Origin of the sequence: Micromonospora sp. NPDC005215 (assembly GCF_040607915.1) — a bacterium.
In the GTDB taxonomy this organism is placed as follows: Bacteria; Actinomycetota; Actinomycetes; order Mycobacteriales; family Micromonosporaceae; genus Micromonospora.
Genome location: NZ_JBEXHQ010000012.1, coordinates 95,642 through 112,445, shown reverse-complemented (window position 1 = coordinate 112,445; position 16,804 = coordinate 95,642). Strand labels below are relative to the sequence as shown.

Below are 16,804 nucleotides of genomic sequence, written 5' to 3'. Positions count from 1 at the left end.
CTCAGGAGCGCTGCTCGACCTGGCCCCGGATGGTGACGAACTCGGCCTCCACCTGCTTGGCGGTCTTGAAGTAGATCACCACCATGCCCAGGCTGCCGCGGTCGGCCCAGACGCAGATGCCCAACGGGATGTTTCCGGCGGCCTTGCCGTCGCCGCACTTCGCGTCGCCGCCGAGCGGACCGGCCTCGACAGCGGCCATGTTGGTCACGGTCAGCTCGGTGGAGAGCCCGTTGACGGCGTCGTCGAGTTCCTTCTTCGGGTCCGTGATCAGACCGGACGCGGCGGCGATCATGACGAGATCCTGCTTGGTCGGGTCGCCGTAGAAGGCGCCGACCGCGCTGGTCTCGTTCTGCACCTCCGCCTTCATCTGGTTGACCAGATCATCGGCGCCCGACGCGAGTTGCGGGTCGGTGACCTTCGGCCGGCCCGCGAGGGTCGCCGGCGCGACCACCCGGGTCTTGGTGGCGTCCACGACGTCGCTCACGTCGTCCTTGACAGCGAACCAGGTGATCGCCGCTCCGCCGAGGCAGAGCACCAGCACCACGGCCAACACGATCAGCACGATCTTGCCGACGTTCGACTTCTTCGCCGGGGGTGGGCCGGCGGGCAGGTACGGGTCGCCGTACGGCTGACCCGGCTGCGCGGGCGGGAACCCCTGCTGCGGCGGCGGCCACTCACCGGGCTGCTGCGGCTGGCCCGGCTGCTGCGGCTGGCCCGGGTACTGCGGCTGGCCCGGCTGCTGCGGCGGGTTGGGGGAATCGTGCGACGGGCCGTACGGGGTGGCCGGCGGCTGAGACATCAGTTAGCTCCAAGTCAGGGGTGCAAAGCGCGTGATCTTAACCCGGTGCGGCTACCGGTGATGTCCCCGCGTAGGTCCCTCCGACGGCCGAGGTGATCACAAACGGTCGCGGTGGTCGGCGGTCCACGCGGGACGGTCCGACCACCGCGACGGTGGCGCTGCGATCTGCTCAGGCGGGCAGGCTCGCCGCCCCCGGTGGCAGGAACCGCTGACCGGTGACCCGCTCGGAGGTGCCGGTCCGATCCAGGTAGGGCGTCACGCCACCCAGGTGGAACGGCCACCCGGCGCCCAGGATCATGCACAGGTCGATGTCCTGCGCCTCGGCGACCACGCCCTCGTCCAGCATCAGCCGGATCTCCTGCGCGAGCGCGTCGAGCGCGTTCTGTCGTACCTGCTCGGCGGTCAGCGGCTGGTCACCGACGACGAGCAGCTTGGCCACCTCGTCGTTGACCTGGTCGTCGACCACGATCGGCTGACCGGAGTCGGCGATGCGCCTGAGGTTGTCGCTGACGCCGTACCGATCCGGGTACGCCGCGTGCAGGGTGCCGCCCACGTGGTACGCGACGGCCGGCCCGACGAGCTGGAGCAGGGCGAGCGGGCGCATCGGCAGGCCCAGCGGGTCCAGTGCGCTGTTCGCCACGTCCAGCGGGGTGCCGGCGTCGACGGCGGCGAAGACGGTGCCCAGGAAGCGGGTGAGTAGCCGGTTCACCACGAACGCCGGAGCGTCCTTGACCAGCACACTCGACTTCTTGAGCTGCTTGCCGACCGCGAACGCGGTGGCCAGGGTGGCGTCGTCGGTGCGCTCACCCCGGACGATCTCCAGCAGCGGCAGCACAGCCACCGGGTTGAAGAAGTGGAAGCCGACCACCCGCTCCGGGTGCTCCAACTCGGCGGCCATCTCGGTGATCGACAGCGAGCTGGTGTTGGTGGCGAGCACCGCCTCCGGGGAGACGATCTTCTCCAGCTCGGCCCAGACCTGCTTCTTCACGCCCAGGTCCTCGAAGACCGCCTCGATGACGAAGTCGGCGTCCGCGAAGGCGCTCTTGTCGACAGTGCCGCTGACCAGGCCGTACAGCTTGGCGGCGGTGCCCTTGTCCATCCGGCCCTTGATGACGGCCTTCTCGATCTGGGTGTGCACGTAGCCGACGCCCTTGTCCACCCGGGACTGGTCCAGGTCGCTCATGACGACCGGCACCTGGAGGCGGCGGGCGAAGAGCAGCGCCAACTGGCTGGCCATCAGGCCGGCGCCGACGATGCCGACCTTGGTGATCGTGCGGGCCAGACCCTTGTCCGGTGCGCCGGCCGGTCGCTTGGCCCGCCGCTGCACCAGGTCGAACGCGTACAGGCCGCTGCGCAGCTCCTCGGAGAAGATCAGGTCCGCGAGGGCCTCGTCCTCGGCGGCGGTGCCGGCGGCGAAGTCGCCGTCCTTCGCCGTCTCCAGCAGGTCGAGGGCCTTGTACGCGGCCGGGACCGCGCCGTGCAGCCGCTGGTTCAGTGTCTCCCGGGCGAAGTAGAGCACGCCCGCCCACATGTCCTTGTCGACAGCGGGTCGGGTGACGGTCACCCGACCGCGCACCACGTCGGCGGCCCACTCCAGGGAACGCTCCAGGAAGTCGGCCGGTTCCAGCAGCACGTCCGCGATGCCCAGCTCGGCGGCCTGCTTCGGCTTGAGCATCTTGTTCTGCATCAGCGGGTTCTGGATGATCACCTGGGTCGCGGCGGGGATGCCGATCAGGTTCGGCAGCAGTTGGGTGCCGCCCCAGCCGGGCACCAGACCGAGGGAGACCTCGGGCAGCGCGAGGGCCGCCGCGCCACCGGAGAGCGTCCGGTAGTCGCAGTGCAGCGCCAGCTCCAGGCCGCCGCCCATCGCCGCCCCGTTGACGAACGCGAAGGTGGGGACGGTGCTGTCCTTGAGCCGGGCGAAGACCCGGTGACCGAGCCGGCCGATCTCCAGTGCCTGCGCGCGGTTGGCGAGCTGCGGCAGGCCGAGGATGTCCGCGCCCACGCAGAAGATGTACGGCTTGCCGGTGACCGCGATGAACGCCGGGTCGGCGGCGAGCGCGGCGGTGATCGCCTCGTCCAGGCTGGCCAGCCCACCCGGACCGAAGGTGTTCGGCTTGGTGTGGTCGAGCCCGTTGTCCAGTGTGATCAGGGCGGCGGGTCGGTCCAGCCCCGGTACGTTCACCTGCCGCAGCAGCGCCCGGGTGACGACCTCGTTCGGCGCCTTCACAGTGCCATCCTCGGTTCGCGACTGCGGGGCTCGCAGGCCCGGCTCACTCCTCGCGCTCACTTGTCGCCCTCCGTCCAGTGCGGGTTCTCCCAGATGACAGTGCCGCCCATGCCGATGCCGATGCACATGGCGGTGAGGCCGTAGCGCACCTCGGGGTGCTCGGCGAACTGGCGGGCCAGCTGCGTCATCAGCCGTACACCCGACGAGGCGAGGGGGTGGCCGATGGCGATCGCGCCGCCCCACGGGTTGACCCGCGCGTCGTCGTCGGCGATGCCGAAGTGGTCGAGGAAGGCGAGCACCTGCACGGCGAACGCCTCGTTCAGCTCGAACAGGCCGATGTCGTCGATGCTGAGCCCGGCGAGACGCAGCGCCTTCTCCGTCGACGGGATCGGGCCGACGCCCATCACCTCCGGCTCCACGCCTACGAACCCGAACGACACCAGCCGCATGGCGACCGGCAGGCCCAGCTCGCGGGCGGTCGCCTCGTCGGCGAGCAGGCTCGCGGTGGCACCGTCGTTCAGGCCGGCCGCGTTGCCAGCGGTGACCTTGCCGTGCGGGCGGAACGGGGTCTTCAGGGTGGCGAGCTTCGCGAGCGAGGTGTCCCGCGGGGCCTCGTCCACAGTGGCCAGGCCCCAGCCGCCCTCCGCGTCGCGGATGGACATCGGCACCAGGTCGTCCTGGAGCTTGCCGTTGGCGTACGCCTTCGCGGTCCTCTGCTGCGAGGCGAGCGCGAACGCGTCGGTGCGCGCCTTGGTGATGTGCGGGACCAGGTCGTGCAGGTTCTCCGCGGTGGCACCCATGACCAGCGCGGACGGGTCGACAAGCTTCTCCGCGATGATGCGCGGGTTGGGGTCGACGCCCTCGCCCATCGGGTGGTGTCCCATGTGCTCGACGCCGCCGGCGATGGCGACGTCGTACGCGCCCATGGCGATGCCGCTGGCCACGGTGGTCACCGCGGTCATGGCGCCGGCGCACATCCGGTCGATGGCGAAGCCGGGAACGGTCTTGGGCAGACCGGCCAGCAGGGCGGCGGTACGGCCGATGGTGAGGCCCTGGTCGCCGATCTGGGTGGTGGCCGCGATGGCGACCTCCTCGACCCGCTCCGGGGGCAGCTGCGGGTTGCGGCGCAGCAGTTCACGGATGCAGCGGATCACCAGGTCGTCGGCGCGGGTGTTGGCGTACATGCCACCCGCCTTGCCGAACGGGGTACGGACACCGTCGACAAAGACGACATCCCGAACTTCACGGGGCACTTGAGCCTCCTATTGACCATGATTCGGCCGTCGTGCGGAGCGGCACTCCGGACCGGACAGGGGTCGCCGACACGGGCACGTTCCCCCGAATGCTACTCGCCAGTAACCAACCCCGTCCCCACCCCCACCTGTGGCCCACCCCACACCCCGCCCGATGCTCAGGGGGTGGGGTCCAGGGCCTCGGTCAGGTCGGTGGCGAGGAGCCCGATCTGCCACTCGCGGGCGTTGAGGCCACGCAGGGTCTCCGCGACCGACTCCTCGGTGACCTCCTCCGGCGGGGTCCAGGCCAGCCGGCGAACCGAATCCGGAGTGATCAGGTTCTCCGGCGGCAGGTTGTGCTCACCGGCGATGCGGATCACCGCCTCCCGGCAACGGGCCAACCGACCAGCCGCCACCGGGTCGCGTTCGGCCCAACGGTGCGGCGGGGGCGGGCCCTCCACCGTCGGGGAGACCGGCAGCGAGTCGTCCGGCAGCTGCCGGGCGTCGTCGAGAGCGGCGAGCCAGGTGCGGGCCAACCGACGAACCGACCGACCGCCGAAACCGGGCAGGGTCAGCAGCGTCTTCTCGTCCTTCGGGTCCAACTCGGCGGCGGCGATGATCGCCGAGTCGGGCAACACCCGGCCGGGCGCGGCGTCCCGCCGGGAAGCGATCTGGTCCCGGGCGTACCACATCGAGCGGACGCGAGCCTGGGCCCGCGCCCCGCGCAGCCGGTGGATGCCGGAGGTACGCCGCCAGGGCTCCGCCCGGACCCGCGGCGGACGCGCCCCGGTGCGAACCAGCGCGGCGAACTCCTCAGCGGCCCAGGCCGACTTGCCCTGTCGGATCAGCTCGGCGTCGAGCGCGTCGCGCAGGTCGGTGAGCAGCTCCACGTCGAGAGCGGCGTACGTCAGCCACGACTCGGGCAGCGGCCGGCTCGACCAGTCGGCCGCCGAGTGGTGCTTCTCCAGGGTGAACCCGAGCAACTGCTCGGTCAGCGCGGCCAGCCCGACCCGCTCGAACCCCGCCAGCCGGGCAGCCAGCTCCGTGTCGAACAACCGGCGCGGGCGCAGCCCCACCTCGGCCAGGCAGGGCAGATCCTGGCTGGCCGCGTGGAGCACCCACTCGGCATCCCCGATCGCCGCGTCCAGCGCGCTGAGGTCCGGCAGGGGCAGCGGGTCGATCAGCGCCGTACCCGCACCGGCCCGGCGCAGTTGCACCAGGTACGCGCGCTGGCTGTAGCGGTAGCCGGAGGCGCGCTCGGCGTCCAGGGCGACGGGGCCGCTGCCCGCCGCGAAGCGGGCCACGACCTCGGCGAGCTCCGCCGGAGCGGCCACCGGATCGGGGGTGCCGTCACGCGGGGCGATCAGCGGAACGGGCCCACCGTCGGTCGGGTCGACCCCGTCGCCCGCCGGCTGCGGCTGGGCCGACGGCGGGTGCTGGGGTGCGTTTCCCGGAAGTTCTTCGGCGGGCCGACGGCGCAGGGGTGGTTCGTCGGTCACCTGCCAACCCTAGTGCGCGTGGGGAATCGGCGGGTGCAGCCGGTCCGGCGTGTGTCGGTCAGGTGTCCGCGCGGTGTCCCCGCGCATACCAGACGTTGCGGCAGACAACGACCGTTCGTGCTGGTACGTGCCATCGAACCGCGCCCTCCCGCAGCCGCCGCCCCGGACCGGTGCGGTCAGGCCGCGCCGGCCGCCCGGCGATCGGACAGGGCGGTGACCCCCGGTGGTGGCAGGCCGGCCGTGGAGGCGAGCAGCGCGCACCAGCCGAGCAGGTGCGGGGTCAGCTCGTCGTCGACAGGTGTCCAGGAGGCGCGGATCTCGATGTCGCCGACGGTCGGTGGGCCGGCGAGGTCGCCGAACCGGGTCGACATGGTCTGCGTCACCGTGCCGCCGATCGCCCGGTGACCGGCATCCTGGGCGTCCAACGCGTCGGTCAGCCACGTCCAGCCAACCGCGGGCAGCAGCGGGTCGGCGGCCAGGTCGACCTCCAACTCCGCTGTCACGTAGGTGACCAACCGCAGGGTGCCCTGCCACGCCTCGTGGCCGACCGGGTCGTGCAGCAGGATCAACCGGCCGGTCGCCACCTCGTCGCCGTCGCGCAGCACTGTGGCGGAGAGCGCGAACGCGTACGGGGCCAACCGCTGGGGAGCGCCGACCTCCTCCAGCGTGATCTCCGGCCGGGGGGTCGCCGATCGCAGCCCGGCGACCGCGCGGGCGAACGTCTCCGGGAGCGCGATCGGGGGGGCCATGTCGGCAGCCTATGCCGCCGTCGGCCCCCGGCTTCGACGGCGCGCCGACACCCGTGCGCCACCGGGGGCCTACAGAAGTCGCTCTTCCTTTCACCCCAGGTGGGGTGGGGGTGGTGGGCGTGGCACGATTGCGGCGATGACCACGGACACCACGGGCACTGTCGCCCGAGACGGAGAACCCCGCCCCGGCGGACCGGCCGACTCGCCCTTCGTCAGGGCCTGCCGACGAAGGCCCGTGCCGCACACCCCGGTCTGGTTCATGCGCCAGGCCGGCCGCTCGCTGCCGGAATACCGGGAGATCCGGGCCACCGTGCCGATGCTGGAGTCCTGCCGTCGCCCGGAGCTGGTCACCGAGATCACGCTCCAGCCGGTGCGCCGGCACGGAGTGGACGCGGCGATCCTGTTCAGTGACATCGTGGTGCCGGTCGCGGCGGCCGGCGTCGATCTGGACATCGTGCCGGGCACCGGCCCGGTGGTCGCCGAGCCGATCCGCACCCTCGCCGACGTCGAGCGGATCCGCCCGATCACCCGCGACGACGTCCCGTACGTGGACGAGGCCGTCCGGCAGTTGGTGGTCGAGCTGGGCGACACCCCGCTGATCGGTTTCGCCGGCGCGCCGTTCACCCTGGCCAGCTACCTGGTCGAGGGTGGGCCGTCGCGGACCCACGTCAAGACCAAGGCCCTGATGTACGGCGACCCGGAGCTGTGGCACGCGCTCTGCGGCCGGCTGGCCGAGGTGACGCTGGCCTTCCTGCGGGTGCAGATCGAGGCTGGCGTGTCCGCCGTGCAGCTGTTCGACTCGTGGGCGGGCACGCTGTCCGAGGCTGACTACCGCCGCTACGTGCTGCCGCACTCCACCGCCGTGCTGAGCGGGCTGGCCGACGACCGCCCCGGGGTGCCGCGGATCCACTTCGGGGTGGGCACCACCGAGCTGCTCGGCGCGATGGGCGAGGCCGGCGCGGACGTGGTCGGCGTCGACTGGCGTACCCCGCTGGACGTGGCCACTCAACGGATCGGCCCGGACAAGGCGGTGCAGGGCAACCTGGACCCGTCCGTGCTGTTCGCGCCGTGGCCGGTGGTGGAGGCCGAGGTGCGCCGCATCCTGGAGCAGGGCAGGGCGGCCCCCGGGCACGTGTTCAACCTCGGCCACGGCGTGCCGCCGGAGACCGACCCGGAGGTGTTGACCCGGGTGGTCGCGCTGGTGCACGAGCTTTCCAGCCGCCGGGCCGACCAGAGCTGAGAAGGTGATGCGGCAGCCCTGGCGGGTGGCGGTGGTCGGCGGCGGGATCGCCGGGCTGGCCGCCGCGGTCCGCCTGCGCGACAACGCACCGGCCGGCACCGAGATCACTGTGTACGAGCAGTCCGGCGCACTGGGCGGCAAGCTGCGTACCGGGGAGTTGGCCGGCCAGCCGGTGGAGTTCGGGGCCGAGTCGTTCCTGCTGCGTGACCCGACCGGGGCGGAGTCCGGGGCGGTGGCCCTGATCCGGCGGCTCGGGTTGGCCGACCGGATCGTGCACCCGACGGTGGGGCAGGCCGCGCTGGTCATCGACGGTGGGCTGCGCCCCATCCCGGGCGGCACCCTGGTGGGCGTACCGGGGGATCTGGACCGGGTGACAGCGGTCGCCCGCCCGGCGGCGGACGCCGACACCGACGACGGGCGGCCGCTGGTGGGGCCGGACGCGGACGTCTCGGTGGGTGCGCTGGTCCGGTCCCGCTTCGGTGACGAGGTGGTCGAGCGGCTGGTCGACCCGATGCTGGGCGGCGTGTACGCGGGCCGCGCCGACGATCTCTCCCTGGTCACGACGATGCCGGCGCTGGCCCGCACGGCCCGGGTGGAGCACACCCTGACCGGCGCGGTCCGGGCCGCGCAGGCCGCCGCGCCGCGCGCGCCCGGCGCCCCGGTCTTCGGCACCCTGGTCGGTGGGCTGGGCACCCTGGTCGAGGCCGCCGTGACGGCCAGCGGCGCGACGATACGGCGAGACGCCGCCGTCCGCGAGCTGACCCCGACCGGAACGGGTTGGCGGCTCACTGTCGGCCCGACCCGCGATCCGTCGATGGTCGACGTGGACGCCGTGGTGCTGGCGGTGCCGGCGCGACCGGCGGCCCGGCTGCTCACGGGCCCCGCCCCGGCGGTCGCGGCGGGTGTCGGCGAGCTGGACTACGCGAGCGTCGCGTTGATCACCCTGGCGCTGCCGCAACCGCAACTGCCCGAGTTGTCCGGTTTCTTGGTGCCCAGCACCGAAGGACTGCTGATCAAGGCCGCGACCTTCTTCACCACCAAGTGGGGGCACCTGCGCCGGCCGGACGGCCTGGCGTTGGTGCGCGCGTCGGTGGGCCGGTACGGCGAGGAGGCGCATCTCCAGCGCCCCGACGCGGACCTGGCGACCACAGTGCACCGAGAGTTGTCGGCGGTGCTCGGCACCCCGTTGCCCGCCCCGGTCGACGGGCACGTGCAGCGGTGGGGCGGTGCGCTGCCGCAGTACGCCCCGGGGCACGCCGACCGGGTCGCCGCCGCACGGGCGGCGTTGCGGTCCGCGTACCCCACAGTGGTTCTCGCCGGCGCCGGCTACGACGGCGTCGGCATCCCGGTCTGCGTCCGCTCCGGCGAGACGGCGGCCGACGAGATCATTACAGCACTGGGAGGATCGGCGAGATGACCGAGCAGACCAACGCGGCCCGGTTGCGGGAGCTGAACGACAGCGTCCGCTACACCATGTGGTCGGTGTTCCGGGCCAGCGCCCCGCTGCCGTCGCTGCGGGACAACGTCACCGGCGAGGTCGTGGCTCTCTTCGACGAGCTGGCCGGCAAGGACGTGGTGGTCCGCGGCGTGTACGACGTCGCCGGTCTGCGCGCCGACGCGGACGTGATGATCTGGTGGCACTCCGCGTCCAGTGACGCGCTCCAGGACGCGTACCTGCGGTTCCGTCGCACCACGCTGGGGCGGTCGCTGACCCCGGTCTGGTCGCAGATGGCGCTGCACCGGCCGGCGGAGTTCAACAAGAGCCACATCCCGGCGTTCCTGGCCGGCGAGGAGGCCCGCCCCTACATCTGCGTGTACCCGTTCGTCCGCTCCTACGAGTGGTACCTGCTGCCCGACGCCGAGCGGCGCGAGATGCTGGCCGAGCACGGCAAGATGGCCCGCGGCTACCCGGACGTACGCGCCAACACGGTGGCCTCGTTCGCGTTGGGTGACTACGAGTGGATGCTCGCCTTCGAGGCCGACGAACTGCACCGGATCGTCGACCTGATGCGGGACCTGCGCGCGTCCAGCGCCCGCCGGCACGTCCGCGACGAGGTCCCGTTCTACACCGGTCGCCGGCGTTCGGTGGCCGAGATCGTCAACTGCCTGGTCTGAGCTGGGCCACGCGGTTCGCGCGGGCGCACCCCGGACTCACCGCCGGCCGGTGCCGCACCCCCGCCCGGGTGCGGCACCGGTCGGAGGTCAACTGGTCGTCGTGCAGGAGACCAGCGGAACCGGGTTGCTGCCGTTCCACGAGCCGAGGAAACCGAACGAGGTGCTCGCGCCGGCGGCGAGGGTGCCGTTGTGGTTGGCGTTGCGTGCGGTGACCAGCGAGCCGTTGGTGCTGACCGTCGCGTTCCACGACGAGGTGACCTGCTGGCCGTTGTTGTAGTTCCAGCTCACCGACCAGCCTCGGGTGGGCGAGCCGCCCGCTGTCACCTTCACCTCGGCCTGGAAGCCGCCGGACCACTGGCCGGTGACCTGGTACGTCGCCGTGCAGGCCCCAGCCGGCGGCGGGGTGCTCGGCGGCGGGGTGGTGGGCGGAGGCGTGGTGGGCGGAGGCGTGGTGGGCGGAGGCGTGGTGGGCGGAGGCGTGGTGGGCGGAGGCGTGGTGGGCGGCGGGGTCGTCGGCGGCGGCGTCGTCGGCGGCGGGGTGCTCGTGCCCCCGAAGGTGACGTCGCTGCACAGGTAGTACGACTGGTCCAGGTGGCTGGCCTGCCAGACGGTGTAGACGATGTGCCGCCCGGTGCGCCCGGACGCGTTGACCGGGATCTGGATGGAGACGCCACCGGTGTCCGGGTTCCACTGGGAGGCCGGAGTGTTGCCGATCTGACCGGCCAACTCCAGGTCGTCCCAGCCGAGCGGCTCGGTGAGCGCGTTGAAGCCCTGCTTGGTCACGTACACCCGGATGTAGTCGGCGCCGTGACTGGCCTGGTCGAAGAAGCGCAGCCGGAAGTTGTTCGACACCGCTGTGGTCTTCCACGCGCCAATGGTGTCCAACGAGTTGTAGCGCGGGCTCTGGGTACGCCCGCCGCTGCACAGTTGGCCGTTGGGGACGGCGGCCTGGTGGTTACCGCCCACGCCCTCGCGGAACAGGCCGTTCCAGTTCCACATGGCGGCCGGGTCGGCCTGCCAGGCCTGCCAGCACATCGGGTCTTCGGTGGCCATCCGAGGGTTCTGGAAGTCGCCACCCCAACGTTGCCAACAGCTGTAGTTGCGCGAGGGCGGGTCGACGACCGACCCGTGCGCGGAGGCAGGCTGGGCCTGCATGGTGTTCAGTGCGGTCGTCAACAGGAGCGTGCTGGTCGCCGCGATGGCGAACAACCAGAGCACGCGTCGTGATCGGGTGGAAGTGGACATGGAGCCCCCGGGGGGATGAGGTCGGACGACGACACCCGGATCGACGGGAGTTGCCCACTCCCGCGCCTAATCGCTGGCTCCCGCGACGGCTCTACCCGGAACCATGCCAGCTCGATCGTCAGCCGTCAATGACAGCGCGTCGCATCGGGGTGTGTGGGATGCCGTCCTCGACGTACTCCGGGCCGCTGACCGCGAAGCCGTGCCGGGTGTAGAACGCCACCAGGTGCGACTGGGCATCCAGCACGCAGGGCCGGTTGCCCACCACCTCCAGCGCCGCGCTCATCAACCGGCCGGCGTGTCCGCCGCCGCGCGCCGCCGGGGCCACCACCACCCGACCGATCCGGGCGGTGCCGTCCGGGTCGGCCAGGATCCGCAGGTACGCCAGCGGCGCACCGCCGTCGGTCAGCCAGAGGTGCCGGGTGCCCGGCTCGACGTCGCGCCCGTCGAGTTCCGGGTAGGGGCAGTGCTGTTCCACAACGAACACGTCGATGCGCAGCTTGAGCAGGTCGTGGAAGGTGCGGGCGTTCAGGTCGGCGAAGGACGCCGTCCGGATTTCGGTGGTCTGCTGGGGCACCCACCGATGGTAGGCCGCCTCAGGGGGTGCCTGGTGGCGGTGCCAGGTAGGTGGCGGCCACGGCGGTGAGCAGCAGGACGCCGCCGACGATGACCGGCAGCGGGAGCGGCTCGTGCAGCAGTGTCACCGCCAGCGCCGCGGCGGTGAGCGGTTCCAGCAGGGTCAGCACGGCGGCGACGCTGCCCGGGGTGGTGCGCAGCCCGGCGTAGAACAACGCGTACGCCAGCGCGGTGGTGACCACGCCGAGGTGCAGCAGCAGTGCCACGGTGTCCAGGCGTACCGGCACGCCGACCCCGGCGACCAGGGCGAAGGGCGCGAGGGTCAGCGCACCGACCACTGTGGAGATGGTGGTCAGCGTCATCGGCGCGGTGTGCTGCGAGACGTTCCGGCTGATCAGGGTGGTCACCGCGTACCCGAGGCCGGAGCCGGTCGCGGCGAGCAGGCCGAACAGTGGCGCGGGCGCCGCCACGCTCGGATCGGCCGTGGCGCCGGTGATCAGGGCGAGACCGACCACTGCCGCGACCAGCGTGCCCAGTCGCAGCGGGCCGGGGAGCCGTCGGGCGCGCACCGACTCCCAGGTCGCGGCGAGCACCGGGGCCAGACCCAGGCTGACAACGGTGGCGACGCTGACGCCGGCCCACGCCACCGCGGCGAAGTAGAGCGCCTGGTAGAGGCCGAGGCCGAGGCCGGTGAGCAGCAGCGGTACGGGTGCCGCGCGCAGGGCGGACCGGAGTGTGCCGAGCCGACCGGCGGTGCACGCCAGCAGCACGAGCGCGGCGATCGCGAGGCGATGGAAACCGATGCTCACCGGGCTGAGCCCGGTGCCGTCGCGCAGGAGTTGCACCGCCACGCCGGTGGTGCCCCACAGCACGCCGGTGACGGTGATCTGGATCAGGCCGGTGCGGGCCGGACTGGCGGCCGTGGCCGGGGCGGCCGGCGGCACGGTACGGGAGAGGGACACGGAGGCGCTCCGAAGGGTGAGCCGTTGACGGGGACGACGTCGACGGAGCGCGTACGGCAGGGGGCCGAGCCGGGTAGCTCACCCGGTCGGGGACAGCGCGGCGCTCCGTTCAGGAGCGCGGCGGGGAAAGAACGCCCAGCAGTGGCCGCATGGCGACGACCGTACCGCAGGATCGTGGGATCGGGCGCGGCCTTTCAGCCGGCCGGCGTCGACCAGGGCGTGCGGTCGGGCCGGGCGTGCGGTCGGGCCGGGCCGGCGGTCGGGCCGGGCGGGCGGTCAGGCCGGGCGGGCGCCGACGGCGTCGCGGATCTCGGCGCCCTCGGCGCCCTCGACCGCGCGGGCGCAGTGTGCGCAGCAGAAGAAGCGGCCGTTGACCTCGACGCCATGCCCGACGATCTTGACTTGGCAGTGCTCGCAGATGGGCGCCATCCGGTGGATCGCGCACTCGAACGAGTCGAAGGTGTGCACGTCGCCGCTGACGGTGTGCACCTCGAACGCCATCCAGTAGTCGTTGCCGCAGACCTCGCACGTGGCCATGGCCAACCTCCTCATTCCGACATTTAGCCCAGAATGCCGCAGACTCGGATGCTCGCGGACGGAAATGCCGCTCTCCAGCGATCTGGGCGGCGTGTCGGCGCTGGCGTGTTGTCCGTTGTGCCAGGTGAACCGCCGCAACCCCCGGAGGGTCACAGTGATCAAGCGCAACAAGCTCTTCGGCAACCAGACCCGGGTGACCTTCTGCCTGCCCCGGGATTCCCCGCCCGGCCCGGTGAGCGTCGTCGGCTCCTTCAACGACTGGCAGCCGGGTCGACACGAGTTGGTGATCCGCCGCGACGGCATGCGCACGGTCACCGTGAAGCTTCCGCCGGGGGAGTACGTCTTCCGTTATCTCGCCGCCGGCGGCGTCTGGTTGGACGACGAGTCGGCCGACCGGGTCGACGACCGGGGCAGCCTGCTTCGCCTCTGACCGGAAAACTCGTCACCATCGATGGATTTATTGATGGGAGTCTTTACTGTTAACAATGTTTAAATTATGTTGAGGGGCACCTACCGGACCCTGGAGAAGGAGCCGCCCCGATGCGTCGAAGAATCACCATCCCGCTGGTGGCGGCCGGTGCCGTCGCCGCCACCCTCACCGTCGCCGCTCCCGCGCAGGCGCACGGCTACGTCTCCGCCCCGCCCAGCCGGCAGGCGCTCTGCGCGCAGGGCCGGGTGCCCGACTGCGGGCAGATCAAGTACGAGCCGCAGAGCGTCGAGGGGCCCAAGGGCCTGCGCAGCTGCAACGCCGGCATCGCCCAGTTCGCCGTCCTCAACGACGACAGCCGGGGCTGGCCGGCCACCTCGGTCGGCAGCTCGCTGACCTTCACCTGGGTGAACACCGCCCGCCACGCCACCAGCAACTGGGAATACTGGATCGGCAACACCCGGGTCGGCGTGGTCAACGGCAACGGCCAGCAGCCGGGCGCGACGGTCTCGCACACAGTCAACCTGGGCGGCTTCTCCGGACGGCAGAAGGTCCTCGCGGTGTGGAACATCTCCGACACCGCGAACGCCTTCTACTCCTGCATCGACGTGCAGATCGGCGGCGGTGGCGGGCCGGCCCCCACTCCCACGCCGAGCGCCTCACCCACCCCACGACCCACCCCGACCGCCACGCCGACCACGACGCCCGCCCCGGGCGGCAGCTGGACGACGGGCCGGGCGTACCAGGTCGGTGACCAGGTCACCTATGGCGGACGGACGTACCGCTGCCGGCAGGCGCACACGGCGATCCCCGGCTGGGAGCCGCCGAACGTACCGGCGCTCTGGCTACAGGTCTGACCCCACGGGTGCGGCCACCGGCCGCACCCGTGTCGCCGTCCCCCGCGTGAACGGAGCACCAGGCATGCCCTGTCGTACCCGTCTGGTGTCCCTTGTCGCCGCACTGCTGCTCACCGGCGCCTGCGGCGGGTCGCCCACGTCGAGCCCGTCGGTCGTGCCGCAACCGGCCCCCGCGTCCCCGGTCGGCACGGCGTCGCCCGGGGGCGTCGGATCCGGGGGAGCGGGGTCCGCGGTCGCCGGGGACGCGATGAGCGGGATCGACGTGGTCTTCCTGAGCACGATGGTCGGGCACAGCGAACGCACCCTGCAGATCGTCGCGCTGGCCCGGGACCGGGTGCGCGACGACGCGCTGCGTACCCTGGCCGCCGCCATCGAGGCGACCGAGGCCGACGAGCTGTCCGCGATGCGCGGCTGGTTACCCACGGCCGGGCCGGGTGCCAGCGCGGGCAATCACCAGCACGAAGGGCACGGCGACGACGCCGCGCTCGACCGACTGCGGACCGCGCCCGACGCGGACGTCGACCGAGCACTGCGCGAGGTGCTCGCCGACCACCAACGCGCGGCGGCCGACCTGGCCCGAGCCCAGGTCGGCGTGGGCCGGAACGAGCAGATCCGCGACCTGGCCCGGCGGATCGAGCAGTCCCGGACCGCCGAGGTCGAGCTGCTCAGGGGTACGCCGTGAGCGCGCGTCCGCCGCGCCCGGACAGCTCAGGTCAGCGGGGTTCCAGCCGGACCGAGATCGAGTTGACGCAGTGTCGGGTGTCCTTCGGGGTGAAGCCCTCGCCGTGGAAGACGTGCCCGAGGTGACTGTCGCAGCGGGCGCAGCGGATCTCGGTGCGCGCCATGCCCAGACTGCGGTCGTTGATCTCCTTTACCCGGCCCGGGATGGCGTCGTCGAAGCTCGGCCACCCGCAGTGCGAATCGAACTTCGTGTCGCTGGAGAAGAGTTCCAGCCCGCAGGCGCGGCAGTGGTAGACCCCCTGGGTCTTCGTGTCCACGTACTCGCCGACCCACGGGCGTTCGGTGCCGGCCTCCCGCAGGACGTGAAATTCCTCGGGGGTCAACCGGACCCGCCACTCGTCGTCGGTGCGGGGCAGCTCGTTGTCGTCAAGACTCACCCGTCAACGGTACGTCGAACGTCGGGGGCGTGGCATAAGGTCGCGAGATGGCGGGCACCAAGGCAGCGGTCACCGAGGTCGAGGTGGCCGGACACACCGTACGGCTGAGCAGTCCCGACCGGGTGATCTTCCCCCAGCGGGGCTTCACCAAGGCGGACGTCTTCCACTACTACGTCGCGGTCGGCGACGGGATCATGCGCGCCCTGCGGGAGCGGCCCACCACGCTGCAACGCTTCCCCGAGGGCGTCGAGGGCGAGGCGTTCTTCCAGAAGCGGGTGCCCACCCGAGGGGTCCCGCCGTGGGTGACCACCGCGCAGATCACCTTCCCCAGCGGTCGCAGCGCGGCGGAGCTGTGCCCGGCCGATCTGGCGCACGTGGCCTGGGCGGCGCAGATGGGCACCATCGTCTTCCACCCGTGGCCGGTGCGCGCCGCCGCCGTCGACCGACCCGACGAGCTGCGCATCGACCTGGATCCGCAGCCCGGCACCGACTTCGCCGACGCGGCGCGGGCCGCCGCGGAGGTCCGCGCGCTCCTCGACGAGCTGGGCGTGACCGGTTGGCCGAAGACCTCCGGTGGCCGGGGTGTGCACGTCTACCTGCGCATCCAGCCCCGTTGGACGTTCACCGAGGTGCGCCGGGCCACCATCGCGCTCGCCCGCGAGGTGGAGCGTCGCCACCCCGACCTGGTCACCACCGCCTGGTGGAAGGAGGAGCGCGGCAGCCGGGTCTTCGTCGACTTCAACCAGATGGCCCGAGACCGGACGATCGCCTGCGCGTACTCGCTGCGGGCCAACGCGCGGGCCACCGTCTCGACCCCGGTCACCTGGGACGAGCTGCCCGACGTCGACCCGGACGACTTCGACCTGCGTACCGTCCCGGTCCGGCTCGCCGAGCGCGGCGATCCGCACGCCGGCATCGACGACGCCCCGTGGGACATCACGCCGCTGTTGGAGTGGGCCGACCGGGACGCCGCCGCAGGCCAGGGCGACCTGCCGTACCCGCCGGACCACCCGAAGATGCCCGGCGAACCCAAGCGGGTCCAGCCGAGCCGCGCCAAGCGTGCCCCGGAGGGCGAGAGCGCCTGAGCGCGCCGGGTGCCGGGCGGCCCGGACCAACACGTCGCCGTCCCGAGGCGGAATCACCTGGCGAACCTGTGGTTCGCGCGCGGCGTGGCGGGTTCCATCCGATGCAGCACCCGCCATCGTCGTCACGACCCCTGGT

Annotated in this window: 17 protein-coding genes; 7 read left to right on the top strand and 10 right to left on the bottom strand. The window is 72.2% G+C overall.

The genetic code is table 11. The features are described 5' to 3' along the window. Nucleotide 1 precedes the first annotated feature (1 nt). The 5 genes from ABZU25_RS12420 to ABZU25_RS12400 form a co-directional block, all read right to left on the bottom strand. Nucleotides 2-799, bottom strand: coding sequence for a hypothetical protein (locus ABZU25_RS12420; RefSeq protein WP_355029416.1), 798 nt, complete (start codon nt 797-799; stop codon nt 2-4). Nucleotides 800-968: 169 nt separating this feature from the next. Beyond that, the gene (locus tag ABZU25_RS12415; RefSeq protein ID WP_355029446.1) at nt 969-3,065 is read right to left on the bottom strand and encodes a 3-hydroxyacyl-CoA dehydrogenase NAD-binding domain-containing protein; all 2,097 of its coding nucleotides are present in this window, start codon (nt 3,063-3,065) and stop codon (nt 969-971) included. Between the two features lie 20 nt (nt 3,066-3,085). Beyond that, a complete protein-coding gene (locus ABZU25_RS12410) occupies nt 3,086-4,282 on the bottom strand; it encodes a thiolase family protein (RefSeq protein ID WP_355029415.1) in 1,197 nt (398 codons plus the stop codon). 158 nt (nt 4,283-4,440) lie between these two features. Beyond that, on the bottom strand, nt 4,441-5,760 hold the full coding sequence (locus ABZU25_RS12405) for a ribonuclease D (RefSeq protein ID WP_355029414.1): 1,320 nt from the start codon (nt 5,758-5,760) through the stop codon (nt 4,441-4,443). Nucleotides 5,761-5,936: 176 nt separating this feature from the next. Then, entirely contained in the window at nt 5,937-6,509 is a 573-nt protein-coding gene (locus ABZU25_RS12400) for a DUF3000 domain-containing protein (protein WP_355029413.1), read from the bottom strand. Between the two features lie 136 nt (nt 6,510-6,645). Between ABZU25_RS12400 and hemE the strand changes: the two genes are divergently transcribed. Genes hemE through hemQ form a run of 3 tightly spaced genes read left to right on the top strand, consistent with a single transcriptional unit; the run spans nt 6,646 to nt 9,864 of the window. After that, on the top strand, nt 6,646-7,749 hold the full coding sequence (gene hemE, locus ABZU25_RS12395) for a uroporphyrinogen decarboxylase (protein WP_355029412.1): 1,104 nt from the start codon (nt 6,646-6,648) through the stop codon (nt 7,747-7,749). A gap of 7 nt (nt 7,750-7,756) precedes the next feature. Then, complete coding sequence (gene hemG, locus ABZU25_RS12390) at nt 7,757-9,166, top strand: protoporphyrinogen oxidase (protein ID WP_355029411.1); 1,410 nt, start codon at nt 7,757-7,759, stop codon at nt 9,164-9,166. After that, nucleotides 9,163-9,864: a hydrogen peroxide-dependent heme synthase gene (hemQ, locus tag ABZU25_RS12385; RefSeq protein ID WP_355029410.1), complete on the top strand. Its 702-nt coding sequence runs from the start codon at nt 9,163-9,165 to the stop codon at nt 9,862-9,864. The genes hemG and hemQ overlap by 4 nt, the downstream gene beginning before the upstream one ends. An 87-nt stretch (nt 9,865-9,951) precedes the next feature. Here hemQ and ABZU25_RS12380 read toward each other — a convergent pair whose 3' ends face one another. The 4 genes from ABZU25_RS12380 to ABZU25_RS12365 all read right to left on the bottom strand — a co-directional run bounded on the left by ABZU25_RS12380 (nt 9,952) and on the right by ABZU25_RS12365 (nt 13,181). Continuing rightward, nucleotides 9,952-11,109, bottom strand: coding sequence for a lytic polysaccharide monooxygenase (locus ABZU25_RS12380; RefSeq protein WP_355029409.1), 1,158 nt, complete (start codon nt 11,107-11,109; stop codon nt 9,952-9,954). 118 nt (nt 11,110-11,227) lie between these two features. After that, on the bottom strand, nt 11,228-11,683 hold the full coding sequence (locus ABZU25_RS12375) for a GNAT family N-acetyltransferase (protein WP_355029408.1): 456 nt from the start codon (nt 11,681-11,683) through the stop codon (nt 11,228-11,230). Between the two features lie 19 nt (nt 11,684-11,702). Beyond that, on the bottom strand, nt 11,703-12,644 hold the full coding sequence (locus tag ABZU25_RS12370) for a DMT family transporter (protein ID WP_355029407.1): 942 nt from the start codon (nt 12,642-12,644) through the stop codon (nt 11,703-11,705). Between the two features lie 276 nt (nt 12,645-12,920). Then, nucleotides 12,921-13,181, bottom strand: coding sequence for a Prokaryotic metallothionein (locus ABZU25_RS12365; RefSeq protein WP_203152424.1), 261 nt, complete (start codon nt 13,179-13,181; stop codon nt 12,921-12,923). Nucleotides 13,182-13,335: 154 nt separating this feature from the next. Between ABZU25_RS12365 and ABZU25_RS12360 the strand changes: the two genes are divergently transcribed. The 3 genes from ABZU25_RS12360 (at nt 13,336) to ABZU25_RS12350 (ending at nt 15,147) form a co-directional block, all read left to right on the top strand. Continuing rightward, nucleotides 13,336-13,611 carry an isoamylase early set domain-containing protein gene (locus ABZU25_RS12360; protein WP_355029445.1) on the top strand — a complete coding sequence of 92 codons (276 nt, stop codon included), beginning with the start codon at nt 13,336-13,338 and terminating at the stop codon, nt 13,609-13,611. A 110-nt stretch (nt 13,612-13,721) separates the two neighbouring features. Beyond that, the gene (locus tag ABZU25_RS12355) at nt 13,722-14,465 is read left to right on the top strand and encodes a lytic polysaccharide monooxygenase (RefSeq protein WP_355029406.1); all 744 of its coding nucleotides are present in this window, start codon (nt 13,722-13,724) and stop codon (nt 14,463-14,465) included. Between the two features lie 64 nt (nt 14,466-14,529). Next, nucleotides 14,530-15,147 carry a DUF305 domain-containing protein gene (locus ABZU25_RS12350; protein ID WP_355029405.1) on the top strand — a complete coding sequence of 206 codons (618 nt, stop codon included), beginning with the start codon at nt 14,530-14,532 and terminating at the stop codon, nt 15,145-15,147. A gap of 31 nt (nt 15,148-15,178) precedes the next feature. Here the strand turns inward: ABZU25_RS12350 and msrB are convergent, their stop codons facing one another. Then, nucleotides 15,179-15,583 carry a peptide-methionine (R)-S-oxide reductase MsrB gene (gene msrB / locus ABZU25_RS12345; RefSeq protein WP_355029404.1) on the bottom strand — a complete coding sequence of 135 codons (405 nt, stop codon included), beginning with the start codon at nt 15,581-15,583 and terminating at the stop codon, nt 15,179-15,181. Nucleotides 15,584-15,630: 47 nt separating this feature from the next. Between msrB and ligD the strand changes: the two genes are divergently transcribed. Continuing rightward, the gene (ligD, locus tag ABZU25_RS12340; RefSeq protein ID WP_355029403.1) at nt 15,631-16,668 is read left to right on the top strand and encodes a non-homologous end-joining DNA ligase; all 1,038 of its coding nucleotides are present in this window, start codon (nt 15,631-15,633) and stop codon (nt 16,666-16,668) included. Nucleotides 16,669-16,804: the final 136 nt, after the last annotated feature.

Bases quoted from the DNA above. Each gene is read 5' to 3' on its own strand.
- ABZU25_RS12420 (WP_355029416.1), bottom strand. From the start codon at position 799: ATGTCTCAGCCGCCGGCCACCCCGTACGGCCCGTCGCACGATTCCCCC.
- ABZU25_RS12400 (WP_355029413.1), bottom strand. From the start codon at position 6,509: ATGGCCCCCCCGATCGCGCTCCCGGAGACGTTCGCCCGCGCGGTCGCC.
- hemE (WP_355029412.1), top strand. From the start codon at position 6,646: ATGACCACGGACACCACGGGCACTGTCGCCCGAGACGGAGAACCCCGC.
- hemG (WP_355029411.1), top strand. From the start codon at position 7,757: ATGCGGCAGCCCTGGCGGGTGGCGGTGGTCGGCGGCGGGATCGCCGGG.
- hemQ (WP_355029410.1), top strand. From the start codon at position 9,163: ATGACCGAGCAGACCAACGCGGCCCGGTTGCGGGAGCTGAACGACAGC.
- ABZU25_RS12380 (WP_355029409.1), bottom strand. From the start codon at position 11,109: ATGTCCACTTCCACCCGATCACGACGCGTGCTCTGGTTGTTCGCCATC.
- ABZU25_RS12365 (WP_203152424.1), bottom strand. From the start codon at position 13,181: ATGGCCACGTGCGAGGTCTGCGGCAACGACTACTGGATGGCGTTCGAG.
- ABZU25_RS12355 (WP_355029406.1), top strand. From the start codon at position 13,722: ATGCGTCGAAGAATCACCATCCCGCTGGTGGCGGCCGGTGCCGTCGCC.
- ABZU25_RS12350 (WP_355029405.1), top strand. From the start codon at position 14,530: ATGCCCTGTCGTACCCGTCTGGTGTCCCTTGTCGCCGCACTGCTGCTC.
- ligD (WP_355029403.1), top strand. From the start codon at position 15,631: ATGGCGGGCACCAAGGCAGCGGTCACCGAGGTCGAGGTGGCCGGACAC.